Origin of the sequence: Biostraticola tofi (genome assembly GCF_004343195.1) — a bacterium.
Classification (GTDB): Bacteria; Pseudomonadota; Gammaproteobacteria; order Enterobacterales; family Enterobacteriaceae; genus Biostraticola; species Biostraticola tofi.
In genome coordinates this window covers 359,272-383,160 of the sequence record NZ_SMCR01000001.1, presented here as the reverse complement: position 1 = coordinate 383,160, position 23,889 = coordinate 359,272, and the positions used below count along the sequence as shown (strand labels likewise).

At 53.0% G+C, this 23,889-nt stretch carries 25 protein-coding genes; 14 read left to right on the top strand and 11 right to left on the bottom strand.

All coding sequences use genetic code 11. The features are described 5' to 3' along the window. Positions 1-24: 24 nt before the first annotated feature. A complete protein-coding gene (locus EDC52_RS01735; protein ID WP_131863535.1) occupies positions 25-369 on the top strand; it encodes a YebY family protein in 345 nt (114 codons plus the stop codon). Positions 370-995: 626 nt separating this feature from the next. On the opposite strand, the gene EDC52_RS01725 is transcribed toward EDC52_RS01735, so the two are convergent. From EDC52_RS01725 to yebS, 5 genes are all read right to left on the bottom strand, one after another. Beyond that, positions 996-1,487, bottom strand: a complete 492-nt coding sequence (locus EDC52_RS01725) for a hypothetical protein (protein WP_131863533.1) — start codon at positions 1,485-1,487, stop codon at positions 996-998. 53 nt (positions 1,488-1,540) lie between these two features. Beyond that, entirely contained in the window at positions 1,541-1,732 is a 192-nt protein-coding gene (locus EDC52_RS01720; RefSeq protein WP_131863532.1) for a YdfD/YebW family protein, read from the bottom strand. A 248-nt stretch (positions 1,733-1,980) separates the two neighbouring features. Further along, positions 1,981-2,226 carry a DUF1480 family protein gene (locus EDC52_RS01715; RefSeq protein ID WP_131863531.1) on the bottom strand — a complete coding sequence of 82 codons (246 nt, stop codon included), beginning with the start codon at positions 2,224-2,226 and terminating at the stop codon, positions 1,981-1,983. A 210-nt stretch (positions 2,227-2,436) separates the two neighbouring features. Next, positions 2,437-5,067, bottom strand: coding sequence for a PqiB family protein (locus tag EDC52_RS01710; protein WP_165911635.1), 2,631 nt, complete (start codon positions 5,065-5,067; stop codon positions 2,437-2,439). Further along, on the bottom strand, positions 5,039-6,289 hold the full coding sequence (yebS, locus tag EDC52_RS01705; RefSeq protein ID WP_131863529.1) for a membrane integrity lipid transport subunit YebS: 1,251 nt from the start codon (positions 6,287-6,289) through the stop codon (positions 5,039-5,041). The genes EDC52_RS01710 and yebS overlap by 29 nt, the downstream gene beginning before the upstream one ends. Positions 6,290-6,519: 230 nt before the next feature. Here yebS and EDC52_RS01700 point away from each other — a divergent pair, with 230 nt between their 5' ends. The 4 genes from EDC52_RS01700 to htpX all read left to right on the top strand — a co-directional run bounded on the left by EDC52_RS01700 (position 6,520) and on the right by htpX (position 11,029). Beyond that, entirely contained in the window at positions 6,520-7,017 is a 498-nt protein-coding gene (locus EDC52_RS01700; protein WP_131863528.1) for a GAF domain-containing protein, read from the top strand. Between the two features lie 95 nt (positions 7,018-7,112). Then, a complete protein-coding gene (gene proQ / locus EDC52_RS01695; protein WP_131863527.1) occupies positions 7,113-7,835 on the top strand; it encodes an RNA chaperone ProQ in 723 nt (240 codons plus the stop codon). Between the two features lie 19 nt (positions 7,836-7,854). Continuing rightward, positions 7,855-9,897: a carboxy terminal-processing peptidase gene (gene prc, locus EDC52_RS01690; protein ID WP_131863526.1), complete on the top strand. Its 2,043-nt coding sequence runs from the start codon at positions 7,855-7,857 to the stop codon at positions 9,895-9,897. 250 nt (positions 9,898-10,147) lie between these two features. Beyond that, on the top strand, positions 10,148-11,029 hold the full coding sequence (htpX, locus tag EDC52_RS01685) for a protease HtpX (RefSeq protein ID WP_131863525.1): 882 nt from the start codon (positions 10,148-10,150) through the stop codon (positions 11,027-11,029). A 108-nt stretch (positions 11,030-11,137) separates the two neighbouring features. On the opposite strand, the gene EDC52_RS01680 is transcribed toward htpX, so the two are convergent. After that, a complete protein-coding gene (locus EDC52_RS01680) occupies positions 11,138-12,511 on the bottom strand; it encodes an MFS transporter (RefSeq protein WP_131864074.1) in 1,374 nt (457 codons plus the stop codon). Between the two features lie 216 nt (positions 12,512-12,727). On the opposite strand from EDC52_RS01680, the gene kdgR reads away from it, so the two are divergent. From kdgR to cspE, 7 genes are all read left to right on the top strand, one after another. Then, entirely contained in the window at positions 12,728-13,519 is a 792-nt protein-coding gene (kdgR, locus tag EDC52_RS01675) for a DNA-binding transcriptional regulator KdgR (protein ID WP_131863524.1), read from the top strand. A 76-nt stretch (positions 13,520-13,595) separates the two neighbouring features. Further along, positions 13,596-13,838 (top strand): DUF2766 family protein, encoded by a 243-nt coding sequence (locus tag EDC52_RS01670; RefSeq protein ID WP_131863523.1) that lies wholly within the window; start codon positions 13,596-13,598, stop codon positions 13,836-13,838. Between the two features lie 166 nt (positions 13,839-14,004). Continuing rightward, on the top strand, positions 14,005-14,148 hold the full coding sequence (locus EDC52_RS20210; RefSeq protein WP_131863522.1) for a PhoP/PhoQ regulator MgrB: 144 nt from the start codon (positions 14,005-14,007) through the stop codon (positions 14,146-14,148). Between the two features lie 82 nt (positions 14,149-14,230). Beyond that, a complete protein-coding gene (locus EDC52_RS01660) occupies positions 14,231-14,509 on the top strand; it encodes a YebO family protein (protein ID WP_131863521.1) in 279 nt (92 codons plus the stop codon). 114 nt (positions 14,510-14,623) lie between these two features. Continuing rightward, entirely contained in the window at positions 14,624-15,610 is a 987-nt protein-coding gene (locus EDC52_RS01655) for an MBL fold metallo-hydrolase (protein ID WP_131863520.1), read from the top strand. A 616-nt stretch (positions 15,611-16,226) separates the two neighbouring features. After that, positions 16,227-16,361, top strand: a complete 135-nt coding sequence (locus tag EDC52_RS01650; RefSeq protein WP_131863519.1) for a DUF2627 domain-containing protein — start codon at positions 16,227-16,229, stop codon at positions 16,359-16,361. Positions 16,362-16,384: 23 nt separating this feature from the next. Beyond that, positions 16,385-16,594 (top strand): transcription antiterminator/RNA stability regulator CspE, encoded by a 210-nt coding sequence (gene cspE / locus EDC52_RS01645; RefSeq protein WP_005968829.1) that lies wholly within the window; start codon positions 16,385-16,387, stop codon positions 16,592-16,594. A gap of 192 nt (positions 16,595-16,786) precedes the next feature. Here cspE and EDC52_RS01640 read toward each other — a convergent pair whose 3' ends face one another. After that, positions 16,787-17,527, bottom strand: a complete 741-nt coding sequence (locus EDC52_RS01640; protein WP_131863518.1) for a polyphenol oxidase family protein — start codon at positions 17,525-17,527, stop codon at positions 16,787-16,789. Positions 17,528-17,739: 212 nt separating this feature from the next. Here EDC52_RS01640 and ftsI point away from each other — a divergent pair, with 212 nt between their 5' ends. Both ftsI and rlmA read left to right on the top strand, forming a co-directional pair. Beyond that, the gene (gene ftsI / locus EDC52_RS01635; protein WP_131863517.1) at positions 17,740-19,470 is read left to right on the top strand and encodes a peptidoglycan glycosyltransferase FtsI; all 1,731 of its coding nucleotides are present in this window, start codon (positions 17,740-17,742) and stop codon (positions 19,468-19,470) included. 78 nt (positions 19,471-19,548) lie between these two features. Beyond that, a complete protein-coding gene (rlmA, locus tag EDC52_RS01630; RefSeq protein ID WP_131863516.1) occupies positions 19,549-20,376 on the top strand; it encodes a 23S rRNA (guanine(745)-N(1))-methyltransferase in 828 nt (275 codons plus the stop codon). A gap of 233 nt (positions 20,377-20,609) precedes the next feature. Here the strand turns inward: rlmA and EDC52_RS01625 are convergent, their stop codons facing one another. The 4 genes from EDC52_RS01625 to manX form a co-directional block, all read right to left on the bottom strand. After that, on the bottom strand, positions 20,610-21,071 hold the full coding sequence (locus EDC52_RS01625; RefSeq protein WP_131863515.1) for a DUF986 family protein: 462 nt from the start codon (positions 21,069-21,071) through the stop codon (positions 20,610-20,612). Positions 21,072-21,164: 93 nt separating this feature from the next. After that, positions 21,165-22,010 (bottom strand): PTS mannose transporter subunit IID, encoded by an 846-nt coding sequence (locus EDC52_RS01620; RefSeq protein WP_131863514.1) that lies wholly within the window; start codon positions 22,008-22,010, stop codon positions 21,165-21,167. Between the two features lie 11 nt (positions 22,011-22,021). Next, entirely contained in the window at positions 22,022-22,822 is an 801-nt protein-coding gene (locus tag EDC52_RS01615; protein WP_131863513.1) for a PTS mannose/fructose/sorbose transporter subunit IIC, read from the bottom strand. Between the two features lie 95 nt (positions 22,823-22,917). After that, positions 22,918-23,883, bottom strand: coding sequence for a PTS mannose transporter subunit IIAB (gene manX / locus EDC52_RS01610; protein ID WP_131863512.1), 966 nt, complete (start codon positions 23,881-23,883; stop codon positions 22,918-22,920). Positions 23,884-23,889: the final 6 nt, after the last annotated feature.

Here is a 23,889-nt window from a genome sequence, read left to right as displayed (position 1 = left end):
CATTAATCTACCGATAGGCTATTTATGAAAAAACACCTTGTTCTGCTTATGCTGGCATTGGCCGCCACCCAGGCCGCCAGCGCTGCTCAGATTGTGACCGTAAGCCGCTTTCAGTTCGGTAAACAATGGGCCTTTGCCAAAGAAGAGATTCAGCTGCTATGCCGGGCCGATCGTTCGCTGTATGCGCTCAATATCAGCACGCTGGTTCAGTATCCCCTGAACGAAAAGGCCACCCGGCAGATGGAATCAGGGCAGGTCAAGGCCCAACCCATATCGGTCATATTGCTGGACGATCCGGCCAACCCGGGGCATAAAATGAGTTTGGATCCCTTTGTGGCGCGCGCAGAACGGCTATGTGATGCCAAATAGCGGTGGCGTGTGATTAATGTAACCGGGAATGGACACTGGCTGAGCCGGAAGGGGAAATAGCAGGGGTTTTCACTGAGACTAGGACGCAGTATGGCCGCCAGCGGCATTGGGATAACTGCTGAACTGTGGTTGTTATCACATAGTGAGCAATAAGTTACCGTTATGGGTCAGGTATGCTGCGTCAACGGTGGAAGTTTCGTGCCTTTATTCTATTCTTAGTCATGTAAGGCTTATCCAGCCTGCAAAAAATGCCAACTTTTAGCGCACGGCTCTCTCCCAGGAGCCATTTCCCTGGACCGAATATAGGAATCGTATTCGGTCTTTTTTTTGCCCCCTTTGTTATTGGATGCCTGCTAAGCGGACTACCGCGCCATTGGTGCTCGTGGCGATAAGGCACCACATGAGGTCGGTCGTGGTTGGTAATATCGGATGAGATTAAAAATGTGGTAGGTAGTCAGGTTTTAATAAGATGAAAGTTAAGGATCAGTTGATTAAAGCAATTAACAACCTATTATCTCTTCATGTGCCAAGTACAGGCTCATTCGAGGTTTATAAATACGGTTTTCATTCGAAGGAAACAAAAGTACTTCAACAGCGTAGTGCTATTGGTAGCCATAACCAGCACGTTATGCCGCATGGCCTCCGGTAGGCAATTCCGTATCGGCCAGTACTTGCTCAACCACCTTATAGCAGTCCTCGATATGGGCATTGCCCAGGATCCTCATGGCGCTGAAACTTAAGCCGGCAGCAGCAGCCTGACCGATAAACGGCACATATTTGGCGACCGACTTGGTAGCGACCTTTACCCCGACCTTTTTTAGCACCAGGGTCACCAGCTCACGCGTGATGGTTTTGCCGATAAGCCTGCTGCCGACGCCGGTGATCGCCACAAAAGTGTACTTTTTACGGTTCGGGTGCAACCGGTTTATCTGTTCGGGCGTCAGGCCGAATTTTTCATTAATCGATGGCAGCAGCGCCAGCAGTAGGGAAACATCGGCACCGATATCCAGGCCCGGTATCGGAATAACGGCGGCACCGGCCGAAAGCCCGGCGCGGCGCGTGACCATTCTCCGGCATTCGGCCCTGACCTTATCCAATTCTTCGCGGGTCTGTATCATGTTATCCAGTCCTTATCAAAACAGCCTGCATGCCTTGGCAGGCATTACCGGCATTAAAAATCAGCGTAGTCCTGGGCCGGCCGCCAAAGCCCGTCGATAAAGTCTTCGATAGGATAGCAACCGGCATGACGCAGTCGCTGTTCTTTCATCGACGCCAGGCAGGCATCCTCAGTGCGATATGCATCAATCAATAAGTCATCGCAATCCTGGCCCAGGTAGCAAATAAACAAAACCAGTGCATACATACTCAATCCTTTATCGACTATCGGGTTCACCACCCTGTATCAACGACGGGGAACGGATAAAAGACCGGATCTTCGCCCTTTGAAAACCAAATTGAACTCTTCAGATAATGATAGGTGTTTATGCCGATAAATCAACTTAAAGCGGAAAGAGGGAAAATAAAGCAGTTAAAAAACAGTGGGTTATGCTAGGCCGCAGTATAACTGCGAGTCGTTAAAGCGTCCGCTACCTGAGTAACGGACCTGAAAGATTATTCGAGACGCAAGATCCAGGCATCGGCAGATTTATCGTAATGCTGTTTGAACAGCAAATGCTCTTTGCCGTCAAGAAAAGCGGGTACGCTGGTATTGTCATCCCAGCCATCTAGCTGCTTGCACAGATCCGGATCGGATCCACAGGGGATGCTGATCAGATTCTGGTTGCTCTGGCCGGGAGCATTTGATAATTCGGCATCATTTACCGAGAAACTTCCTATCTGGACCGTGGTTGTCGTCATAGATTAACCTCACAAAAAGAGTCTGAATGGAGCCCTGCAGGCAAATGTCTCTTAAAGCATAGTCAATCGCAGAGGAATTGCTAAAAATGCGTAGCCCTACGCTGCTTTCGCATTTTTCATTCATTGCTGATTTAGCATGACGTTAAATCAACCTGATCCGGCCGGTATGTCTCTACCGGTCACATCACCCGGCCGGGATGTCACCCTTCATCAGTTCCTGGGAACAGCGGTTCCCCATTGCTGCCAATCTTTGACCTCGTCCTGATTTAGCAAGAAATGTTTACCGGCGGTGGCGCGCGGCGCCAATGGCGTAGTGGGTGGGGTAGCAAATGCGATACCGCCGCGGATGAATTGCTGGAAGGTGCCGCTCTTGACTGAACCGCCGGTCAGGCCGAATTTAAGATCATAACCGGAGGCCAGCCAGAACACCGAGTTGTTACGTACCAAATGTTGATACTGGGTACTGACCCGCAGTGACACGTAGACCCGGTCTGCCATGGCACCTAAAGCCATTCCGGTTACCGTACCCACTTCGATACCGCGATAAAGCACCGGGGTGCCAACCTGCAGCGAACCGGCTTCTGGAGTATCGACCACGATATTGAGGCCGTTCAGATAACGGGAATCGGTTATCGTTGCCTCTTGCAGTTCAAAATTGCGGCTAGTTTTCCCGTTACCCGGCTCGACATTAATATAGGGCTGCAGCAGCGTCTCGAGATGATTAACGCCGGCGGCGGAAATCTCCGGCGTGACCACCGAAAAATGCGTACCGGCGCGGGCGAAAGTATCGACGTATTCGGGATAAAGAACACCCTGAGCCAGCACCTGACTGTTTTCCTTCGAAAGCTTCATGGTTTCAATCTGGCCGATATCAATACCCAGATAGCGGATTGGCATTCCTGGCGACAGCTTACTGGCATCATATGTGCGCAGCACAATCTGGCTTCCGACCGCTTTAGCCGCATTCTCAGTGGCGTAGAGCTTGCGCTCGGCGGAGGTTTTAATCGACACGCCATCCAGATTATCAAAACTGATTGCGCCTTTCAGGGCGCGTCCCAGAGGAGAAGCCTGTACCGATAGGCCACCAGAATTGATTGATACCTTTGCGCCGCCTTCGGCCCAGAACACGCTTTGAGGGGTCAGTAGCTTACGATACTGGGGCTGGATGTAGACATCGACATCAAAAGACCCGCGGGTCGGCCGCACGTCAATGATTTCACCCACCTGAAATTTTCGATAGAGCACAATAGAGCCGGTCTGAATATCCGGCAGGCTCTCGGCCGTCAGCTTAAGCGTGGCTGCCGGTTTATCACCCTGGATGCCCTGATCGGCCATCTCCCGGTTGCCGTATAAAGGATAGCGTTCCCCCGGCTCGCCTTTGCCGCCGGGCACCACTTCAATCCCGCCATCCAACCATTCCTGGGCGCTGGTGCCTAAGACCCTGACCCCGTCCAGGCCGAATTTCACATCTACCCGACTGTTGACGATAAAGCGGGTATCTTTATGCAGCAGCCCGACATAATCAGGCTCGAACGCCACCACAAATTCCACCCCCCGGTCCGAGAGCTTGCGGCTCACCACTTTGCCGACTTCAATCCCCAGCAGCGTCAGCGGCTGACCGCTGTCGATACCATAGGTTTGCGGGGCCGTCAGAGTGACGGTTTTGGCGCCGGGATCCTGCAGCAGTTTCTGATGACTTTGCAGCACGGTAAAGCGCTGCTGGGGATCGCCGCTGCCGGGAATAAGCTCCAGGTAGGTACCACCCAGCAGACGGGTGACGCTGGCGTTATTTAACGACAGATGCGGCGTATTCATCTCAATGCGGGTACCGCTGACCATTAAATCCGCTACCGAAGGATTCAGCGTCAGCTCTCCGATAACGCGTTTATTCGGGCCAAGCGTCAGTTTGGTCAGCGTGCCCACGTCGAGTCCCTGATAGATAAGCGGTGTCTGACCTTCACGCAGATCCTGCCCATCAGGCAGGTCAAGGGTAATCACTACCCCCCGCTGACTGTGGGCCAGGTCTGGATAAAGCGCATAATGCTGTTCCGACTTGGCCTGGGGACTGTCATCCGGCGAGTCGAAGGCTATAGCGCCATTGACCAGCGCCGCCACGCTTTCCATTTGCACTTTGGCCCCTTGCAGACTGACGTCTGCCTTGAGACCGGAGACATTCCAGAACCGGCTGTCGGCCTTCACCAGGTCGGTAAAACGTCTATCGATCAACACATCGATAGTGACGCCATTTTTATCGCGGGCGATGTCATAGTCATATACTTTACCAACCGGCAGCTTACGGTAATACACCAGCGAACCGCTGCTGAGCGATCCCAGGTTTTCAGCGTGCAGATGAATCAGCAATTCACCGGTATTCAACCGGAATTTTGGTTGAGTATCCAGAGCGGTAAAATGACTCTCTTCCTCGCCTTTGCCGGGCATCATGCCGATATAATTGCCCCCGACCAGGGCATCCAAGCCCGAGATGCCGGCTAAAGAGGCTTTCGGCGTCACTAGCCAGAATTGGGTACCGGAGCGAAGGGCATCGCGCATATCGCGCTTGATGCTGACTTCAACCTTGATGCTGCGCAGATCATCACTGAGCTTGAGGTGCTGGACCGTACCGACTTCTACCCCTTGATAGCGCACCGGCGTTCTGCCGGCGACAATTCCATCGGCCGAGGCAAAATCGATGGTGACAGTTGATCCGCGCTCTTGAATCGTGCTGTAGACCAGCCAGCCGGCGATCATCAGCGCAATCAGCGGTAACAGCCAGAAAGGCGATATCCGGCGCTTGATTTTGACTTCAGCAGTTTCAGTCGGCGTAGTCGGCGTTTGCGGCATGTGCATCCCATATCAATCGGCTGTCTAACCAACCGACAGCAAGAATTGTCAAAATTACGGCGCTGCCGAAATAGAAAGCAGCAGGTCCCATAGTAAAGGCCAGCAGCTGGTCACGATCAACCAGAGACATGGTGATGGAAATAACGAACAGGTCGAGCATCGACCAACGTCCAATCCAGATAACGAAACGAAGCAGGCGAATACGGGTTTTCAGTCCGTGGCGCAGCTTGAAGTGTATTGAAACCAAAAGCCCCAGCAGCACCAGGATTTTAATCACCGGCACCAGAATACTGGCAATAAAAACAATAGCCGCCACCGGTACGTTACTTGAGGCCAGGGAGGCTATGCCGGAAAGGATAGTGTCATCGGTGCGTGCGCCATTGACGTAAATAATGGAAATCGGCAGTACATTGGCCGGTACCAGCATAACGATGGCGGCGAGCAGCGCTGCCCAGGATTTCTGCAGGCTGTGGCGTCGGCGGGTGCGCAGCGGCACATGACAACGTCGACAGCGCCCGCGCTCATCTTGCATGCCGGTGAAATTACAGGCCAGACAGACCCTGAGCACCGCCGGATCATGCGGTTGGGGCGAGGTTATCGGTTGTGGGTAAAAGTGCTCCCACAGCTGCTCCACATTGAGATGAATCAGAGTAATCAAGCTCAACAGGGTCAATGCTACATAGGCCGGTAGCGCAAGGCCGGTGCTGAGGCTGGCATAATCAGACACCTTGATCGCCGCCACGCCCATACCAATGAGATAGATATCCAGCATCACCCACTCTTTGAGCCGGTCAAGCAAATGCAGGACCGGCCGCAGATTGAGCCCAATGCGCTGGCCGAAATACAGATACAACAGCGAACCGACCAGGGTCGCGGGGGCGCCGACGGTACAGAAAGCCACCATGCTGGCGGTAATGGCGTCCCCTTGCCGAGCCATCTGCCAAATACCCTGCAGCAGGCTGGCGGAGATCGGTGTTCCCAGCAGGCGAATATTGATCAGAGATTCGGTAAAGGCAAACGGCATCAGTACCAGCATGGTGACCGCAATGGCCGCCAGACGCGTTATCGACCACTCCCGCCCGCCACTGACTTTGGCTTTACAGCGCGGGCATAAGGCATCCTGATTGGCATGCAGCTGCGGGATGACAAACAAGGCATCGCACTGCGAGCAACGCTGATGGCGCGCCACAGGAAAGGCGGGTTGAAGATGCTGTATTTTCATATTCCGTAAGTATGAACCCATATACCCGCTATGATGATATTCCCGCTGCAGCTTAACGAACGGGTGCGTCCAGAACGACAGGCTGTAGCTGGAGGCGCAAACATACCCGGGGGAGGGGTATTTGTGAAGTGATTACGGATTGATCTTGTGACCATGGGCATTTATTGCTTATTTTATAAAGGTAGTCACCGGCTACTATCAGAGAGATTAGCTCATTTAATGGTTTTTATATGAATAAAAAAGAATTTTATGCCGAGTTATTACAGGATGTGTCGGCGCTTATCGATGGCGAGACGCACTTTATCGCTGCGATGGCAAATTTTAGCGCGTTGCTGTTTGAGCGGATGGAGGGTGTTAACTGGGCGGGATTTTATCTGCTTGACGATGATATACTGGTGCTCGGTCCTTTTCAGGGGAGAGTGGCGTGCGTGCGCATTCCTGTAGGAAAAGGGGTATGCGGTACGGCGGTTGCTGAAAACCGGATAGTGCGGGTGGACGATGTCCATGCATTCCCTGGTCATATCGCCTGTGACGCCAGCAGCAATGCGGAAATCGTTCTGCCGATCACCCTGGATGGACGCGTAATTGGTGTGCTGGATATAGACAGCACAATTTATAGCTGCTTCGGTAAGGAAGACGAAGAAGGGCTTCACGCCTTGGTGGAACGGCTTTGCCTGCAGTTGGCAAAAACGGATATACGAAGATTTATCAATAATACTTCATATTGATATACGGATATCGTGGCATTTACCGATGGCGTCATTATAATGACGCCTGTTCATGCCTGCGCTGGTTGGCAAACCCGTTGTAATCAGGAAATTTCATGGAAAATCAACCCAAGTTGAACAGTAATAAAGAAGTCATTGCCTTTCTGGCGGAACGTTTTCCGCTTTGCTTTACCGCTGAAGGTGAAGCCAGGCCATTGAAGATTGGCATATTTCAGGACCTCGTCGAGCGGGTTCAAGGGGAAGATAATCTGAGCAAAACGCAACTGCGTTCTGCACTGCGCCTCTACACATCCAGCTGGCGTTATCTGTACGGTATCAAGCTCGGTGCTCAACGTGTCGATCTTGACGGCAATCCCTGTGGTGAACTGGAAGCTCAGCATGTAGAACATGCGCGCAAACAGCTTGAAGAAGCCAAAGCCCGTGTACAGCAGCAGCGTGCCGCCCAGCAGGCCAAGAAACGCGAGAACGGCGAAGCCGCTCCGGCAGCGCGGCGTCCGGCCAAGTCAGGCGAAGATGCTCAGGCGCGCCCGCGTACAGGCGCTGCCCCCGCTGCTCGCAAACCGCGCCCCGCCAACCGCGCGAAAACCGAGCGTCATCCTCAAGCGCCTTCATCCGCCCCGGCGGTGAAAAAACCGGCTCCTGCTCCACAGGTACCGGTAACCGATATCTCCGCCCTGCACATTGGTCAGGCTATCAAAGTGAAAGTGGGTAAAGATCCCATGGAAGCGACGGTAATGGAAATAGCCAAGGAAGGAGTGCGTGTGCAACTCTCCTCCGGCATGGCTTTGATAGTACGCGCAGAACATCTGCAGTTCTGATACGGAGGCCTACCAGGGCATGAACAATTTTGTCAAAGTAACCGTCGTTGCAGGGATTCTATTGACGGGAGTGGCGGCTGCGAATGATAAAATTACGCGTGCCGATCAAATCCCCCCGCTCAGGCAGGAAGCTCAACAGGAAACGGTCAGTGAGCGTGTAACAGCGCGTTTTAACCGCTCACATTATCGCCAGTTCGATTTAGACGATCAATTCTCGGCCAAGATATTTGACCGTTATCTTAATATGCTGGATTACAGCCATAATGTTCTGCTGGCCCAGGATATCGCGCAGTTCGCGGCTAAAAAAAACCAGCTGGATGACGAGTTGAAAAGCGGCAAGCTGGAGGTGCCGTTTGCGCTTTACAATCTGGCGCAGAAAAGACGCTTCGAGCGTTTGGCATATGCGCTTACGCTGGTGGACAAGCCGATGGATTTTACCGGCAATGAACAGATTGAACTGGATCGCAGCAAGGCCCCCTGGCCACAAAGTAAAGCTGAACTCGACACGCTGTGGGATGCCAAGGTCAAGTATGATGAACTCAACCTCAAACTGACCGGCAAAGACGAAAAAGAGATACGCGAGATCCTGACTAAGCGCTATCAGTTCGCCATTAGGCGCCTGGCGCAGAGCAACAGCGAAGACGTTTTTCAGCTCATCATGAATGCTTTCGCTCATGAGATAGATCCCCACACCAATTATCTTTCCCCCCGCAACACCGAACAATTCAACACCGAGATGAGTCTGTCTCTTGAAGGCATTGGCGCGGTATTGCAGATGGACGACGATTATACCGTCATCAATTCTTTGGTTCCCGGCGGTCCGGCGGCTAAAACCAAAAACATCAGCGTTGGAGACCGGGTGGTCGGTATCGGCCAGGCAGGAAAACCGATGGTGGATGTTATCGGCTGGCGTCTGGATGATGTGGTTTCGCAAATCAAAGGCCCTAAAGGCAGCAAGGTCCGACTTGAGATCCTGCCGGCTGGCAAGGGCACCAAAACCCGTATCGTTACCGTTACCCGTGAACGTATTCGCCTGGAAGACCGGGCGGTCAAATTGACGGTCAAGAACGTGGGTCAGCAGAAAGTCGGTGTCCTCGATATTCCGGGTTTCTACGTCGGCTTGACGGACGATGTCAAAATCCAGCTGCAGAAGCTGGAGAAGCAAAACGTGACAAGCGTAGTGATTGATTTGCGCTCCAACGGCGGCGGCGCACTGACCGAAGCGGTCTCCCTGTCCGGCCTGTTTATTCCTTCTGGCCCGGTCGTGCAGGTAAGGGACAACAACGGTAAAATCCGTGAAGACAGCGATACAGACGGCATCGTTTACTATAAAGGCCCGCTGGTGGTACTGGTCGATAGGTTCAGCGCCTCGGCATCTGAAATATTCGCCGCCGCCATGCAGGACTATGGCCGGGCGCTGATAGTAGGGGAACCGACATTCGGCAAAGGCACGGTGCAGCAGTATCGGTCGCTCAACCGGATATATGATCAGATGCTGCGTCCCGAATGGCCGGCGCTAGGATCTATCCAGTACACCATTCAGAAGTTCTACCGGGTCAATGGGGGCAGTACCCAGCGCAAAGGCGTAGTACCTGACATCATTATGCCTACCGGCAATGAAACCATCGAAACCGGCGAGAAGTTCGAAGATAACGCGCTGCCCTGGGACAGTATCAATGCGGCCACCTTTATCAAGAGCGGTGATTTGAAACCTTTCTCGGCTTCGCTGCTGAATGCTTATAATGCGCGTATTGCCAAGGATCCCGAGTTTCAGTATATCGCTGAGGATATTGCCCGTTACCATGCCTTGAAAGATAAGCGCAATACGGTCACGCTTAACCTGGCGCAGCGGGAAAAGGAAAGTCACGAAGATGACGCCGTCCGGCTCAAGCGTACCAATGAGCGCTTAACCCGAGCAGGTAAGAAACCGGTAAAAACGCTGGATGCCATTCCCAAGGATTTCCATGAGCCGGATGCCTACCTCGATGAAGCAGTCAACATTGCGCTGGACTTGTCCAAGGCCCTGAGCAAAGTGGCCAAACCTGCCACAGCCGCTCAATGAAATTCAGGCCCCTGCGGGCTTGATGCATAACGCGGTCAGACGACAAAGGCGTCCAATAGGACGCCTTTGTCATTATGTTCCCCACGTCGCGTCAGCCTGGGTATGCCCTGGTCGGTGCCACTCTCCTCTAGAAGTGTAAAGTTAGCTTTATTTAGCCACTTAAGCGGCTTCACACCTTGAAAACGCGCCGGATACCCATACGATCTTCATAGCGCAATAAGCGCGACTATTTTGAGGAACCAGACAAACTATGATGCGTATCGCTCTCTTTTTACTCACTAACCTGGCGGTGATGCTGGTTTTCGGTCTGGTGCTGAGCCTGACGGGAATTCAGGGTTCAAGTGCCACCGGGTTATTGATTATGGCCGGTTTATTCGGTTTTGGCGGCGCCTTTGTTTCGTTGCTCATGTCAAAATCGATGGCGCTGCGATCAGTTGGCGGCGAAGTGATCCAACAACCGCGTAACGAAACCGAGCGTTGGCTGCTTGACATTGTCCGCCGCCAGTCCGAACAGGCGGGGATTGTCATGCCGCAGGTGGCTATCTATCATGCGCCGGATATCAATGCCTTTGCGACCGGGGCTCGGCGCGATGCTTCACTGGTAGCGGTGAGCAGCGGTCTACTGGCCAACATGAGCCGGGATGAGGCTGAGGCGGTGATCGCCCATGAAGTCAGCCATGTGGCTAATGGCGATATGGTCACCATGACCCTGATTCAGGGTGTGGTAAACACCTTTGTTATCTTCATTTCACGTATCCTGGCGCAGATTGCCGCTGGCTTCATGTCGTCCAACCGAGATGAAGGCGAAAGCGGTAACGGCAATCCGCTGATTTATTTTGCGGTGTCCATGGTGCTTGAGCTGGTGTTTGGCGTACTGGCCAGCATCATCACCCTGTGGTTCTCGCGCCATCGCGAGTTTCATGCCGACGCCGGTTCAGCCCGGCTGGTGGGTAAAGAGAAAATGATTGCCGCCCTGCAGCGGCTGAAAACCAGTCATGAACCGCAAGAAGAGGGAAGCCTGCTGGCCTTTTGCATCAATGGCAAGAAAACGGGGATCAGCGAACTGTTCATGTCCCACCCGCCGCTGGACAAGCGTATCGAAGCGCTGCGATCTGGTGAGTATCTGAAATAATTACAGCCGGTCACAGTGGATAGGGTAGGTCGGTCGTTGTCGGTTGTTAATGAAAGGGCAGTTCGATTCAACGTCGAACTGCCACTCTTTCTTCCGTAGCCGGGCAGGCTAACCTGCCTGATTGCGCTGGCTAATGCGCAATGCGCTCACCAGGGCAGCGGCAGCGGCAAACCCTCCGGCCAGCAACAGCGCTGCATGGGTGCCGGTATCACCAAACAGATTAAACATCATCGCCACCAGTGCTGCGCCCAGCGTCTGCCCAAACAATCTGGCGGTGCTGAGCATGCCGCTGGCGCCGCCGCTGCGGTGACGGGGAGCGGCAGTAATGATGATATGGTTGTTCGGCGACTGAAACAGGCCGAAGCCGGCGCCGCACAGCATCATGCGCCAGATGATCTGTCCGTCGTCGGGGGCTGCCGGCAGCCATGCCAGGGAAAACAGACCCAGCGCAAAAAAACTCAATCCCACGGCGCCCAGCAAGCCACCGTTTACCCGCCCGATCAATCTGCCTGCCAGCATGGCGAACAACATAGTGGCCAGCGGCCAGGGTGTGAGCAGCAGCCCGGTGGCAACCTCGTCCCGGCCCAGAACGGTCTGCAAATAGAACGGCAGTGACACCATCGCCAGCATCTGGGCGCTGAAAGAGCAGATGGAGGTGCCGATGGACAGTGAAAATAACGGCAGTTTAAGTAAGTCCACCGGCAGCAGCGGCCAGGGCTGATTCAATTGATGACGTACGTATATCCCTAAAGCCAGCAGCGCCAGGATGAGATCCAGCAGAACCCAGCCGACATCCACTCCCTGTGCGAATCCCCCCAGGCCGAGCAGCAGCAGCCCAAAGGTAAGCGCGTTCATCAGGGCACTGAAGATATTGAATTGCTGGCCGCCATTTTTCTGATTATTAGCGGGTAAAAAACGGTGTCCCAAAAACAAAGCCACCGCGCCGATGGGGACATTGACCGCGAACAGCCACTGCCACGATGCCACCGATAGGATAGCGGCGGCGATGGTCGGGCCGGCGGCCGTGGAGACGGCGACCACTAGCGTGTTCAACGCAATACCCCTGCCGAGTTTGGACTGCGGATAAATAATTCTGATGAGGGCGGTATTGATACTCATAACAGCCGCCGCGCCCAGTCCCTGCAATATCCTGGCGCCGATAAGCATCCACAGACTGTCAGATAAGGCGCAGGCCAGCGACATGAGGCTGAACAGCGCCAGCCCGCACTGGTAGACCCGGCGATAGCCATAGATATCCCCCAGGCTGGCGAAGGAAAGCAGCGTCATGATAATCGATAGCTGATAGGCATTGACCACCCAGATAGAGGCGGCCGGACTTGCCTGCAGCTCGCGGGCAATGGTCGGAAGCGCTACATTGGCGATCGCCCCATCCAGAACGGCTATCGAGATGCTGAGAATAATGGTCAGGATGGCGCCGTAACGCCGGGGGGTGGGGATGCCATCGGCATAGGAAGTCAACATGGTCAAAGTGCGCTATTACCTAAATTAAATGTGCCCACATTAGTATTAGCATGGGCAGATAATCAAATAAACGTAACAACTAAATAATCGCGTTATCCCCGCTGGGGGTGCGGTTATTAGTGGTGTTAGGATTGCAATGAATATGGCGTTAACATTATACTAAAAATCATGTTCTGAATTTTTTAAAACATCGCGCGACTCAGGAAATAACACATAATGGCGATAGCAGACTTAGACAGGCAACCCGATTCAGTTTCGTCGGTACTTAAGGTTTTTGGCATTCTGCAGGCGTTGGGCGAAGAGCGCGAAATCGGCATCACCGAGCTGTCTCAGCGTGTGATGATGTCCAAAAGCACGGTGTATCGCTTTTTACAAACAATGAAGTCCCTGGGATATGTCGCTCAGGAAGGCGAGTCTGAAAAATATTCCCTGACGCTCAAACTGTTTGAACTCGGTGCCAAGGCATTGCAGAACGTCGATCTTATCCGTATTGCCGATATTCAGATGCGGGTGCTGTCCGACCTGACGCGTGAAACCATTCATCTGGGCTCGCTAGATGAAGACAGTATCGTCTATATCCATAAGATTGATTCAATGTACAACCTGCGGATGCACTCTCGTGTCGGGCGCCGCAACCCTCTTTACAGTACTGCTATCGGCAAGGTATTGCTGGCCTGGCGCGAAAGCAACGAAGTGCGCGAGATCCTGTCTGAAGTGGTATTCACCCGCAGTACCTCCCGTACCGCAGCAGACGTAGATACCCTGATGCCCGAGCTGGCGCGGGTAAAACAGCAAGGCTTTGGTGAAGACAATGAAGAGCAGGAAGAAGGGCTGCGCTGCATCGCCGTACCGATCTTCGATCGTTTTGGCGTAGTGATCGCAGGCCTGAGCATTTCCTTCCCGACCATACGCTTTTCCGAAGGCAGCAAGAACGATTATGTCAGTATGCTGCACGATGCGGCGCGTACCATCTCTCGCCAGATTGGCTATCAAGAGTATCCGTTCTGACGGATGCCGTTTCATGCCGGAGCGGGGCTTGCTGTCCTGCCTCCGTCAGGTACCGAATAAAGAAAAGGAAAAGAATATGTCGGTTTCATTTTCGGAAAACCAGGAACTGGTTTCCGACCTGGTTGCCTGTCAGTTGGTCATCAAACAGATCCTGGACGTTATTGATGTTATTGCCCCGGTGGAAGTGCGCGATAAAATGTCCCACCAGCTTAAAGCCATCGATTTCGCAACCCATCCCGCGGCACAGGACCCGATCACCCGGCGGGCGATTGAGAAAGCCATTGCATTGATAGATCTGAAATTCAATCATTCCTCGTAACTCAGGCCATTCTCAGGCGCAGCTGTTCTTACCCGGCCGTCATATCGGAGTGTGTAGCATAATGTCATTGAATCATTATTGCTAAAGCAACTAATTGCTATGCAGTTAACCTTTGTTTAAGTTTGACTGCTTACTATTATGCAACCGGTAAGAACAGGACAGTGTTTTGAAAAAAAGTCTAACTCTATCAATAGTCGTCATACTCTCGCTTTGTCTGATACTATGGCTATCGGCACTCAATAGTTTTTGTGATCAGGGCGGCGATTTTTTCGCAGGAGTATGCCGGGTGACAAAATGGATGCCATGGTAGTGATGAACGTGATGCTGCAGATGCTATCAGGTTCACGCGATGAGAAAACGGCAGCATCTTTATCTGTGGCAAGGTCAGTAACATGAATGCAATGAGTGTTGATAATATGGGTATCGCCTCTATGGCGTTTTCATTGGCGGTAACCATCATCGGGCTGGGGGTGTGGTTTTTCCTTAATCGGGCAAGCGTAAGGGCTAACCAGCAGATTGCGCTGCTGACCGAACTCCTTGAACAGCAGAAAAAACAGACGGCGCTGTTGAAGGCCCTGCAGCCCAAGGCTACCCCGGAAGTCAATGACCTCGATGTTCCGCTGGCCGGTGCTGAACCCATTATGTTCAAGGACTTCATCGCAGAGCGTTGAGGCCGGACGGTATGGACGAAACAGCGTTTACGGCGTTGAGCCCCTTTGCGCAACAGAGGCTGTTTTTCGTCCCGCCATACGCGTGCTGATTATATTGAGAGCTTACCTAGGTCGATGGCTATAAAAAATCCCTGGTTTGACCCACTGAAACCCCACCACACCCCGGATGGCTTTCGCAACACCGAACCAACCACACATCGTCCCGATGCCTACAAGCAATGGCAAAAGCAGCGTAAGGCTGAAGGATTGCCTCGCCCGCCTGAAGGCGGTTACCGCCGTTTTATCCAGCGCTGGTGGCAACCGGCGGATCTGGCCGGCAGCGAAGATGCCATCTGGTGGCTAGGCCATGCATGTATCCTGGTCAGAGCTCAAGGCCGGTATTTGCTGGTAGACCCGGCGCTGGCGCAGCGCGCTTCTCCCTTATCGTTTATCGGCCCGGCCCGCAAGACCCCCTCGCCAATAAATTTGGATAGCCTGCCAAGCCTGGATGCGATTATCTATTCCCATAATCATTACGACCATCTCGATAAGCGCAGTTTAAAACAGTTGCTCAGGCGCTTCCCCCAGGTACCGGTCATAGCGCCGCTGGGGATGTCTCGCTCTCTGATACGGATGGGCGCCAGGGATATCAAGCAGTGCGATTGGTGGGACAGCCTGGCGATCGCCGGTATGCGGCTCCATGCTGTACCGGCCCGTCATTGGAGTATGCGCAGCCTATGGGATCGCAATCAGAGCCTGTGGTGCGGCTGGGTGCTGGAGACTGCAGCCTGGCGATTCTATTTTTCAGGTGACAGCGGATATTCGCCTACGCTCACCGAAATCGGCCAGCGACTCGGTCCCTTCGACATCGCAGCGCTGCCGATCGGCGCTTATGCACCAGAATGGTTCATGGGCGACAGCCATATGAGTCCAGCCAGCGCCGTCACCTTATTCACTGAACTGGGTTCCCCAAGAGTAATACCGATTCACTGGGGTGTATTTGAGTTGGCCGATGAGTCACTCGATGAACCGCCCAGGGAATTAAAGCGCGCTTTACAACAGGCGGGTATTGATAACAATAAGTTCAGCCCGCTAAAAATAGGTGAAAGAATAATCCTGTAGTAAGATTTTCATATATATGTAAAGAGGTATGAGATCTATATAGGCACAATGGTTAAAAACCGACGATCTTTTATCTGTCATTTTCTCGCAGAGCTGTAATGCTGCCGCTAACTGCCCATCTTGCACATTATTGGTGAGCCTTATTGGCGCAGCATCCTCTTGACGGGGCAGGGCTGACTGCACCGGCATACGGCCGGCCGCAGTGGCGGATGCCGATGCCAAACTGCCTCAACCGCATATGCCGATTTAATAACCAAAGCGGTATTTTTATCAGACATATTTAATAGATGTTTATCAAAACACGTTATAAGCAGAGCTGAAATTTGTGAGCTGAACCTCTTGTTTTCTTGCGCGAGTAAATGAATAGTTATTCCTGAATAATAGATTGGACGTTGGCAAATCTTTGCGATAAGGTATTCATCAATTGATGCAGGAATCTATGTTGCTATCAGTACGCAGGATGAGGTTATACGTACTTTCCTAATGTTACTGACCTAAGCAATGTAGAGAATGATTTGATTATGTGCGAGATCTCCTACACTGAATAAAAATGGCTTGCCATTGATTACAGAGTATGTGATAACGCATTTGGGTAAAACGAGGTACAGTTCTGTATATGAATGGCATTTTCAGTAAAGAAGTATTGCGTAAAGACGATATCGTTGCATACCGCTTCTCTGCCGATCCTTATCTTAGTGCCTCAAGCAGTAACGACTCCAGTTTGTCTCTGTCTCGCCTCAAGGCGATTTAAACACTCCAAAGGAAATATGCAAGATGGCAAAGATTAAAGGTCAAGTGAAGTGGTTCAACGAGTCTAAAGGTTTTGGTTTCATCACTCCGGCCGATGGCAGCAAAGACGTGTTCGTACACTTCTCCGCAATTCAGGGTAACGGCTTCAAAACTCTGGCTGAAGGCCAGAACGTAGAATTCGAAATCCAGGATGGCCAGAAAGGTCCTTCAGCAGTTAACGTAACTGCTCTGTAATCCACGTTGATAATCAACAATCAGCCATTTGGCTGATGGATCACAAGTTGCTTCCCCTGCCGGTTACGTGCCGGCAGGGTGTTCACCTCATAGACACTTCCCCAGATAATACCCGCATTTATCTTATTTAACGTCATATCAGCAATCCCAACTGACGCTACACCTCATCACTGTCGACCCAACCGGGATCGGTCAATCTGACGTTTTAGGCAACATAATCAGACCAGAATGCTGGTTGCGGCCTTTAATCGACGGATATGACCGGTCTGTAGCCCGTTTTTTGCTGTTGCGACGGAAACTGGTGTAGCTGAAGCAGGCCGGGCCGGCCTGGCTGGCTGAAGCGGTCGATGGCTGGCTGCAGATAGTACATTCATTTAACCGTTCACTCTGACCGAAGCCGGCTTGCTGTAATTTATAGGCCGCGATAGCGGGCAGATCCAGATAGCCATTGCCGGGGGTGATGATGTTGGTCGGTACAGTCAACTGCCGGCAAAAGTCCGCCACCAGGGGGTGGCCAACTTCGTAGCAGCAGGGGCCCGCGGCGGGTCCAACTACCGCCAGCCAATCGGCGGGATGGTTTCCCTGGGCGGCTATCAGCCTGGCGAATTGCTCGATAATCCCGGCCAGCAAACCCCGCCAGCCCGCATGTACCACACCGATGGCCTGGCCATCGCGCCGGCAGAATAGCAGCGGCAGGCAATCGGCCGTCAGCACCGTGAGCAGTACGCCCGGTGTAAAGGTTATCAGCCCGTCCACTTCCCCGCAGGCTTGCCCGGCATGGCTGACCAAACCAATTTCGCTACCATGGACCTGTTTTTTTTGCGGCAGCGTGCTTTGCCAGGCGGCAAGATTGTCAGGCATCAGTGCGGATTTATCACCAAATCCATGGGCGATGCCGGGGAGGGATTGCAATAAAGAAGAATAAACGGTCATTTTTACGTCGCCTGTCAATCAAATAAAAACAGTGTATCCGTATTATCTGACATGACGAAAGCGTGCCGGTCGGATAAAGGATAAAAATCACCATTACTCGCGCCTTGTTGCAAATGACTAACCCTTGTAGCACAGTTTTGACACCAAGAGTCTCGGTTATCAGGTTTAATCGATTCAATCTGTTAGCCATGAAGACGTGAATCGCCGTGAAAATGAGTACGCATAACGAGAAAGGATTTATTCAATGGCGTTTTGGCAGCTTGTGTCTGGGCATCTTTCTGATATTGGCAGTGCTGCTGGTCCGTATCGCCTGGCTGCAGGTCATTGCGCCTGATAAGCTGGTTGCCCAGGAAGATAAGCGCTCGCTGCGGGTTGAGCAAACGCCGATAGCCCGCGGCATGATAACCGATCGACAGGGACTGCCGCTGGCGGTAAGCGTGCCGGTAGACGCCATCTGGGCCGATCCCCAGGAAGTGGCCCAGAGCGGCGGCGTGAGCGCCAGCGACGGCTGGCAGGCGCTGGCGCAGGTTTTGAATATACCGTTTACCGAGTTGACCGGCAGGATGGCGCAACACCCGCACCTGCGCTTCCTTTACCTGGCCCGGCAGGTTGAACCGGATGCAGCGCAATACGTCAAACAGCTAAAACTTCACGGCATTTACCTGAAACAGGAGTCCAGGCGCTTTTATCCTGCCGGTGAGGCGGCAGCTAATCTACTGGGGTTCACCAATATCGATGATCAGGGAATAGAAGGTGTAGAGAAAAGTTTCAATTCCTTGTTAAACGGCACATCGGGACAACGCGTGGTAAGAAAAGACCGCTTTGGCCGAGTTATAGAAACGCTGCGCGCCACTGACAGTCGTCCGGCCCATGACCTGGCCTTGAGTATCGATCTGCGCTTGCAGCGTCAGACTGAGGCTGCCCTGGGCAATGCGGTCGCCTTCAATAAAGCGGATTCGGGAGCGGCGGTGTTGGTCGATACGGCCACCGGCGAATTACTGGCGATGGCCAACTATCCAACGTTCAATCCCAATAACCGCAGCGGCGCCGGGGAAGCGGATTTCCGCAATCACGCCATTAGCGATATTTTTGAGCCGGGTTCGACGGTCAAGCCGATGGTGGTTATGACCGCTTTGGCGCAGGGAATCGTCCGCCCGGACAGCGTGCTGGACACGCGTCCCTATGTGCTGAATGGACATCAAATACGCGATGTAGCGTTCTATCCGCGGCTGTCCATGGCCGGGATTTTGCAAAAATCCAGTGATGTCGGCGTCTCAAGACTGTCGCTGGCCATGCCGATATCGGCTTTGCAGCAAACCTATCAGCGTTTTGGCCTGGGTAAACCGACTGAACTGGGCCTGACCGGAGAAAGCAGCGGGCTGATGCCAGACCGGCAGCGCTGGGGCGCGCTGGATCGGGCGACGTTTTCCTTCGGCTATGGCCTGATGGTGACACCCGTGCAGCTTGCCCGGGTCTATGCCGCTATCGCCAATGATGGACTTTATCGGCCGTTGTCGATTGTCCGGGTGGATCCGCCGGTCATTGGGCAGCAAATCATGAACGGGCGGATAGTCCATGAAGTCAAACACATGATGGAAAGTGTCGCCTTGCCGGGCGGTGGCGGTATCAAAGCGGCGGTCAGGGATTACCGGGTGGCGGTGAAGACCGGCACCGCCAAAAAAATTGGCCCGGATGGGCGCTATGTGGATAAATACGTGGCCTATACCGCCGGAATCGCCCCGGCCAGCCGTCCTCGATTTGCCCTGGTGGTGGTGATAGATAATCCCCAGGCGGGGCAATACTACGGCGGCGCAGTATCCGCGCCGGTGTTCAGTACCATTATGGCTGAAGTGCTACGTATCATGAATGTGGCGCCCGATGCGCTGACCTCGGATACGCGTCAGGCCGGCACTGCATTGTCTACAGCGCACGCTCATGGTTGAATTTTGCCGGTAACGATGATTTTGAGCGGGGAATCGCATACTATGCGCACCAGTCATTTCAATTGTCCGGGAACCGTTATGTCCTGTTACCAGTGTCCGCTGTGCCAGCTACCGCTCGCTTTTTCTCATCAGGGGTGGGAGTGTGAAGGCCGGCATCGCTTTGACTGCGCCAGGGAAGGATATGTCAATTTGCTGCCGGTGCAGTTTAAGCGCAGTAAGGAACCTGGCGATAACCAGGAAATGATGCATTCGCGGCGGTTGTTTCTGGATGCCGGTTATTACCAGCCGCTGCGCGATCGGGTTCTGGCGGTCATTGCCGGCCAGGGCGCCGGGATAATGGGTAACTGGCTGGATATTGGCTGCGGCGAGGGGTACTACACCGCATCGCTGGCACAAGCGCTGGGCGACAAGGGTCAGGTATATGGCCTGGACATATCCAAGAACGCCGTTCTGCAGGGGGCAAAACGCTATCCGCAAGTGCAGTTCAGCGTGGCTTCCAGCCAGAGACTGCCGTTTCAAGACCAATCATTGGCCGGTATCCTGCGTATTTATGCTCCCTGTCGCGTCAGCGAAATGCTCAGGACTGTCCAGCCTCAGGGGCTGGTCATTACCGTCACGCCTGGGCCACGCCACCTGTACCAGCTTAAAGCAATGATGTATGAGGACGTTATGCTGCATCCGCTCAGGGAAGATCAGTTCGAGGGTTTTGAGCCAGTCTTGGAGGAAAGCCTGGCTTATACGATGACGCTTACCGGCGACATGGCCAAGCATTTACTGCAGATGACGCCGTTTGCCTGGCGCGCCAATGAAAGTCAGTTGGCATCGCTTGGTCAACTGGCCCATTTCGCGTGCGAAACTGATTTCATTATCCGCGCCTGGCAGCGCATAGCGCCGTCGGCGCAGTAATTCGTTAACCGGCTATCAGGGCCTGCGGGTGGCGCGCACCACGTTTGATTATCTAAGCGGGTCGGCTACTCCCCAACGACCGGGCATCCTTAACACATAATTAATAGCGGTAACAACAGCGCTAATATACAAATTATATCAAGCAGTGCTTGATTTAAAATAAGCCTTTTCCCTCTCTAATTTTTTAAATATAGACAATCGTTTAATGCATAGCTCGATGTATTGTATTTATCTTATTGATTTTCAATCATAAAATGGTAAATCTTGTCCAGATCATCCATCTCTATGACCTGAATCAGTAACCGCCGCTTCTCCAAATCGATGACCAAGGCGCCGTCCTCAGACAGATTCATGTTTTGGATGCGCTCATAGCGGATAAAGATATTGCCAAAAAAGAATCCCTGGGGTTTGAACACTAATTTTGGTCTTCTGATATAGGATAAATAATACGCCACGAACGCCAGGATCATTAGCAAAGTGGTTGTCATGACCGTGCCCTTGCTGCTGATATTCTGGTAAATAAGAATGAATATTAGGCCAATAAAAATCAGCCCATCCAGGCGGCTTTGACGTTTCAGTTCCACCTTCAGTCGGGTCTCTCCTTGGCGAAAATGATCAACGATAAACACGTCATACACGGCGAACAACAGCCCTGCGGCAATGCATATCACTACGCCGATATCGGTAATGGTCATTATTCCCACCTGATAAAAAGCATAAAAAAACCGGGGGTGTTCCCCCGGGTAATGACATGGTCAGTCATGGCTGACATCGGGCATTCAGCCGGGTCAGAGACCCAGAGCACCTATCCAGTAGCCAAAAATACCAATCACGAAGAAGCCCATGATGATCCATAGAGCATTGACTTTGCGTCGTAGCAGCCACATACAGCCAAACGTCAGCAGCAGCGGAACCAGGCCTGGCATTAACTGATCCAGTATGGTTTGCACGGTGGTGACGGTAGTCTGGCCTTCCTGGTTAGTGATGCGGGATACCACGAACGGAATATTGACATGGGTCCACTTATTGACCAGCGCCCCCATCACGAACAGGCCCAATATCGATGCCCCTTCGGTCAGTTTTTGCAAGAAGCCGCCACCCATATCACTGACGATATCGACCCCTTTGCGGTAACCGTAAGCCACGCCGTAGTAGCGCGTGACCAAACGGACCAGGTTAAACAGGATAAAAAACAGCAGCGGACCCAGTAGGCTGCCGCTCATGGCGATGCCGGCCCCTAAGGCGGCAAATACCGGACGCACGGTACCCCAGAAGATCGGGTCACCGACGCCAGCCAACGGTCCCATCAGACCCACTTTGAGGCCGTTTATCGCCGCATCGTCAATCGGCGCTCCATTGGCACGCTGTTCTTCCATCGCCATGGTGACGCCCAGTACCGGAGCTGCAACGTACGGATGGGTATTGAAAAACTCGAGATGGCGTTTGATCGCCTGCTTGCGATCGTCGTTATTTTCCGGATAAAGACGGCGAATAACGGGCACCATGGAGTAACAGAATCCCAGCGCCTGCATACGTTCGAAGTTCCACGAGCCCTGGAAAAGGTTTGAGCGAAGGAACACTGCACGCACATCACCCGGGGTCAGTTTTTTTTCAATTTTGGTAATATCGACCATTTCTTTCACCTTTAATCCAGTTCGTTATCAAGATCATTTGCACCCGGGGCAGACGCCTGCCCACCCTGGCTCCGGTTGTATTTCGGGCTCAGCTGGATGTAAAGGATGGCCATGACCACGCCGATGACGCCGAGCGCAACCAGGTTGAAATTGGTAAAAGCAGCAGTAACAAAGCCCAGATAAAAGAAAGGCATCAGATAGCCGGCACGCATCATATTGATAACCATGGCATAACCGACAACGACAATCATGCCGCCGGCGATATTAAGACCATTGGTGACTACTTCCGGTATGGAAGCCAGCATGTTATGAACCGCATCGGTGCCTACCGAAATGCCGACAATAACCGCCGGGATGGCAATACGCATGGCCTGCAGTATCAGGGCCGATACGTGTATCCAGCTTATGGCGCTGAGATTGCCGCGTTCCGCGGCACTGTCAGCGGCATGCTGGAAGGCGACGGTGATGGTACGGACAATGATGGTCAGTACCTGGCCGGCAGCGGCCAGCGGAATGGCCAGCGCAATACCCGCCCCGACGCTCTGATTACCGGCGATAACCAGAATGGTCGAAATTATTGATGCCAACGCGGCATCCGGCGCAACCGCGGCACCAATATTCATCCAGCCCAGGGCAATCATTTCCAGCGTACCGCCGATGATGATGCCGGTTTTCATGTCGCCCAATACGATACCTATCAAGGTACAAGCGACCAGGGGACGATGGAATTGAAACTCATCCAGAATAGAACCCATACCTGCGATGCAGGCCACTATAAATATCAGTACAATCTGAAGCGTTGTAATCTCCATTGCACTTCTCCTCTGACAAACGTAATCAGCTTTCACGCGTTTGCTTTACAGAAAACGGCTTGGCTGCGGGTTTCGCATTTATGTTGGCTGCGGACTCAGCTGCCAAGTTTTTTTATCAAATCCATCATCTTCAATGGTGTATCTGATGACACTTTTCGTACTTCGAGTTCGATACCGCGGGCATTCAGTTTTTTAAACGCGTCGATATCTTTTTCATCAACCGACACCGCATTATTGACCTGGGTTTTGCCCTGACGAAACGCCATACCGCCAATATTCACCGAGGTAAGCTTGACGCCGCCTTCAACGACTCGTTCCACGTCGGTGGGGTTGGTGAACAGCAGCATCACGCGGTCTTTGGCATATTTGGGGTTGTCATAAACACGGATCGCCTTGGCCACATCCACCACATGAGCGGTAACGCCCGGTGGGGCGACCTGGGTCAGTAGGGTTTTACGCACGTGATCGGCGGCCACTTCATCACTGACCACAATAATGCGTTTTACATTGGTTTCCTTGGTCCAGCGGGTCGCCACCTGACCGTGGATTAAACGGTCATCAATGCGGGCCAGCCCGATAGTCATGTTACCGCCTTCGCCGATGGCACGAGGCGCCACTGATGGGGCGGCTACCGCCGCAGCCGGGGCTGCAACCGCTTGAGCTTCCTGGGTATTCAGCGCTCTGACCCCGGCTCGGCCGGTTTCCAGGGCAATGCCGACCAGTTCAGCAAAAGACGGATTATCATCCCGCGCCATAAAGGTCTCTGCCAGCATCGGAATATTAACGCCGGTCACCACATCATGGTTTTCTTTATCAGTCACCATGCGGCTAGCCGCGTTGAAGGGACTGCCCCCCCAGGTATCTACCAGGAAAAGGACTCCCTGCTGGGTGTCGAGTTCGGAAAGCTTGGCGGTGTATTTCTCAATTAACGTTTCAGCGTTTTCACCAGGTACGAAATCAATCCAGGCAACGTTATCCTGCTCGCCGAGAATCATTTCAGCCGTCTTGAGCAGTTGCTCGGCCGCAGACCCGTGAGTGCCAATGACTATAGCAATACTCACTGGATA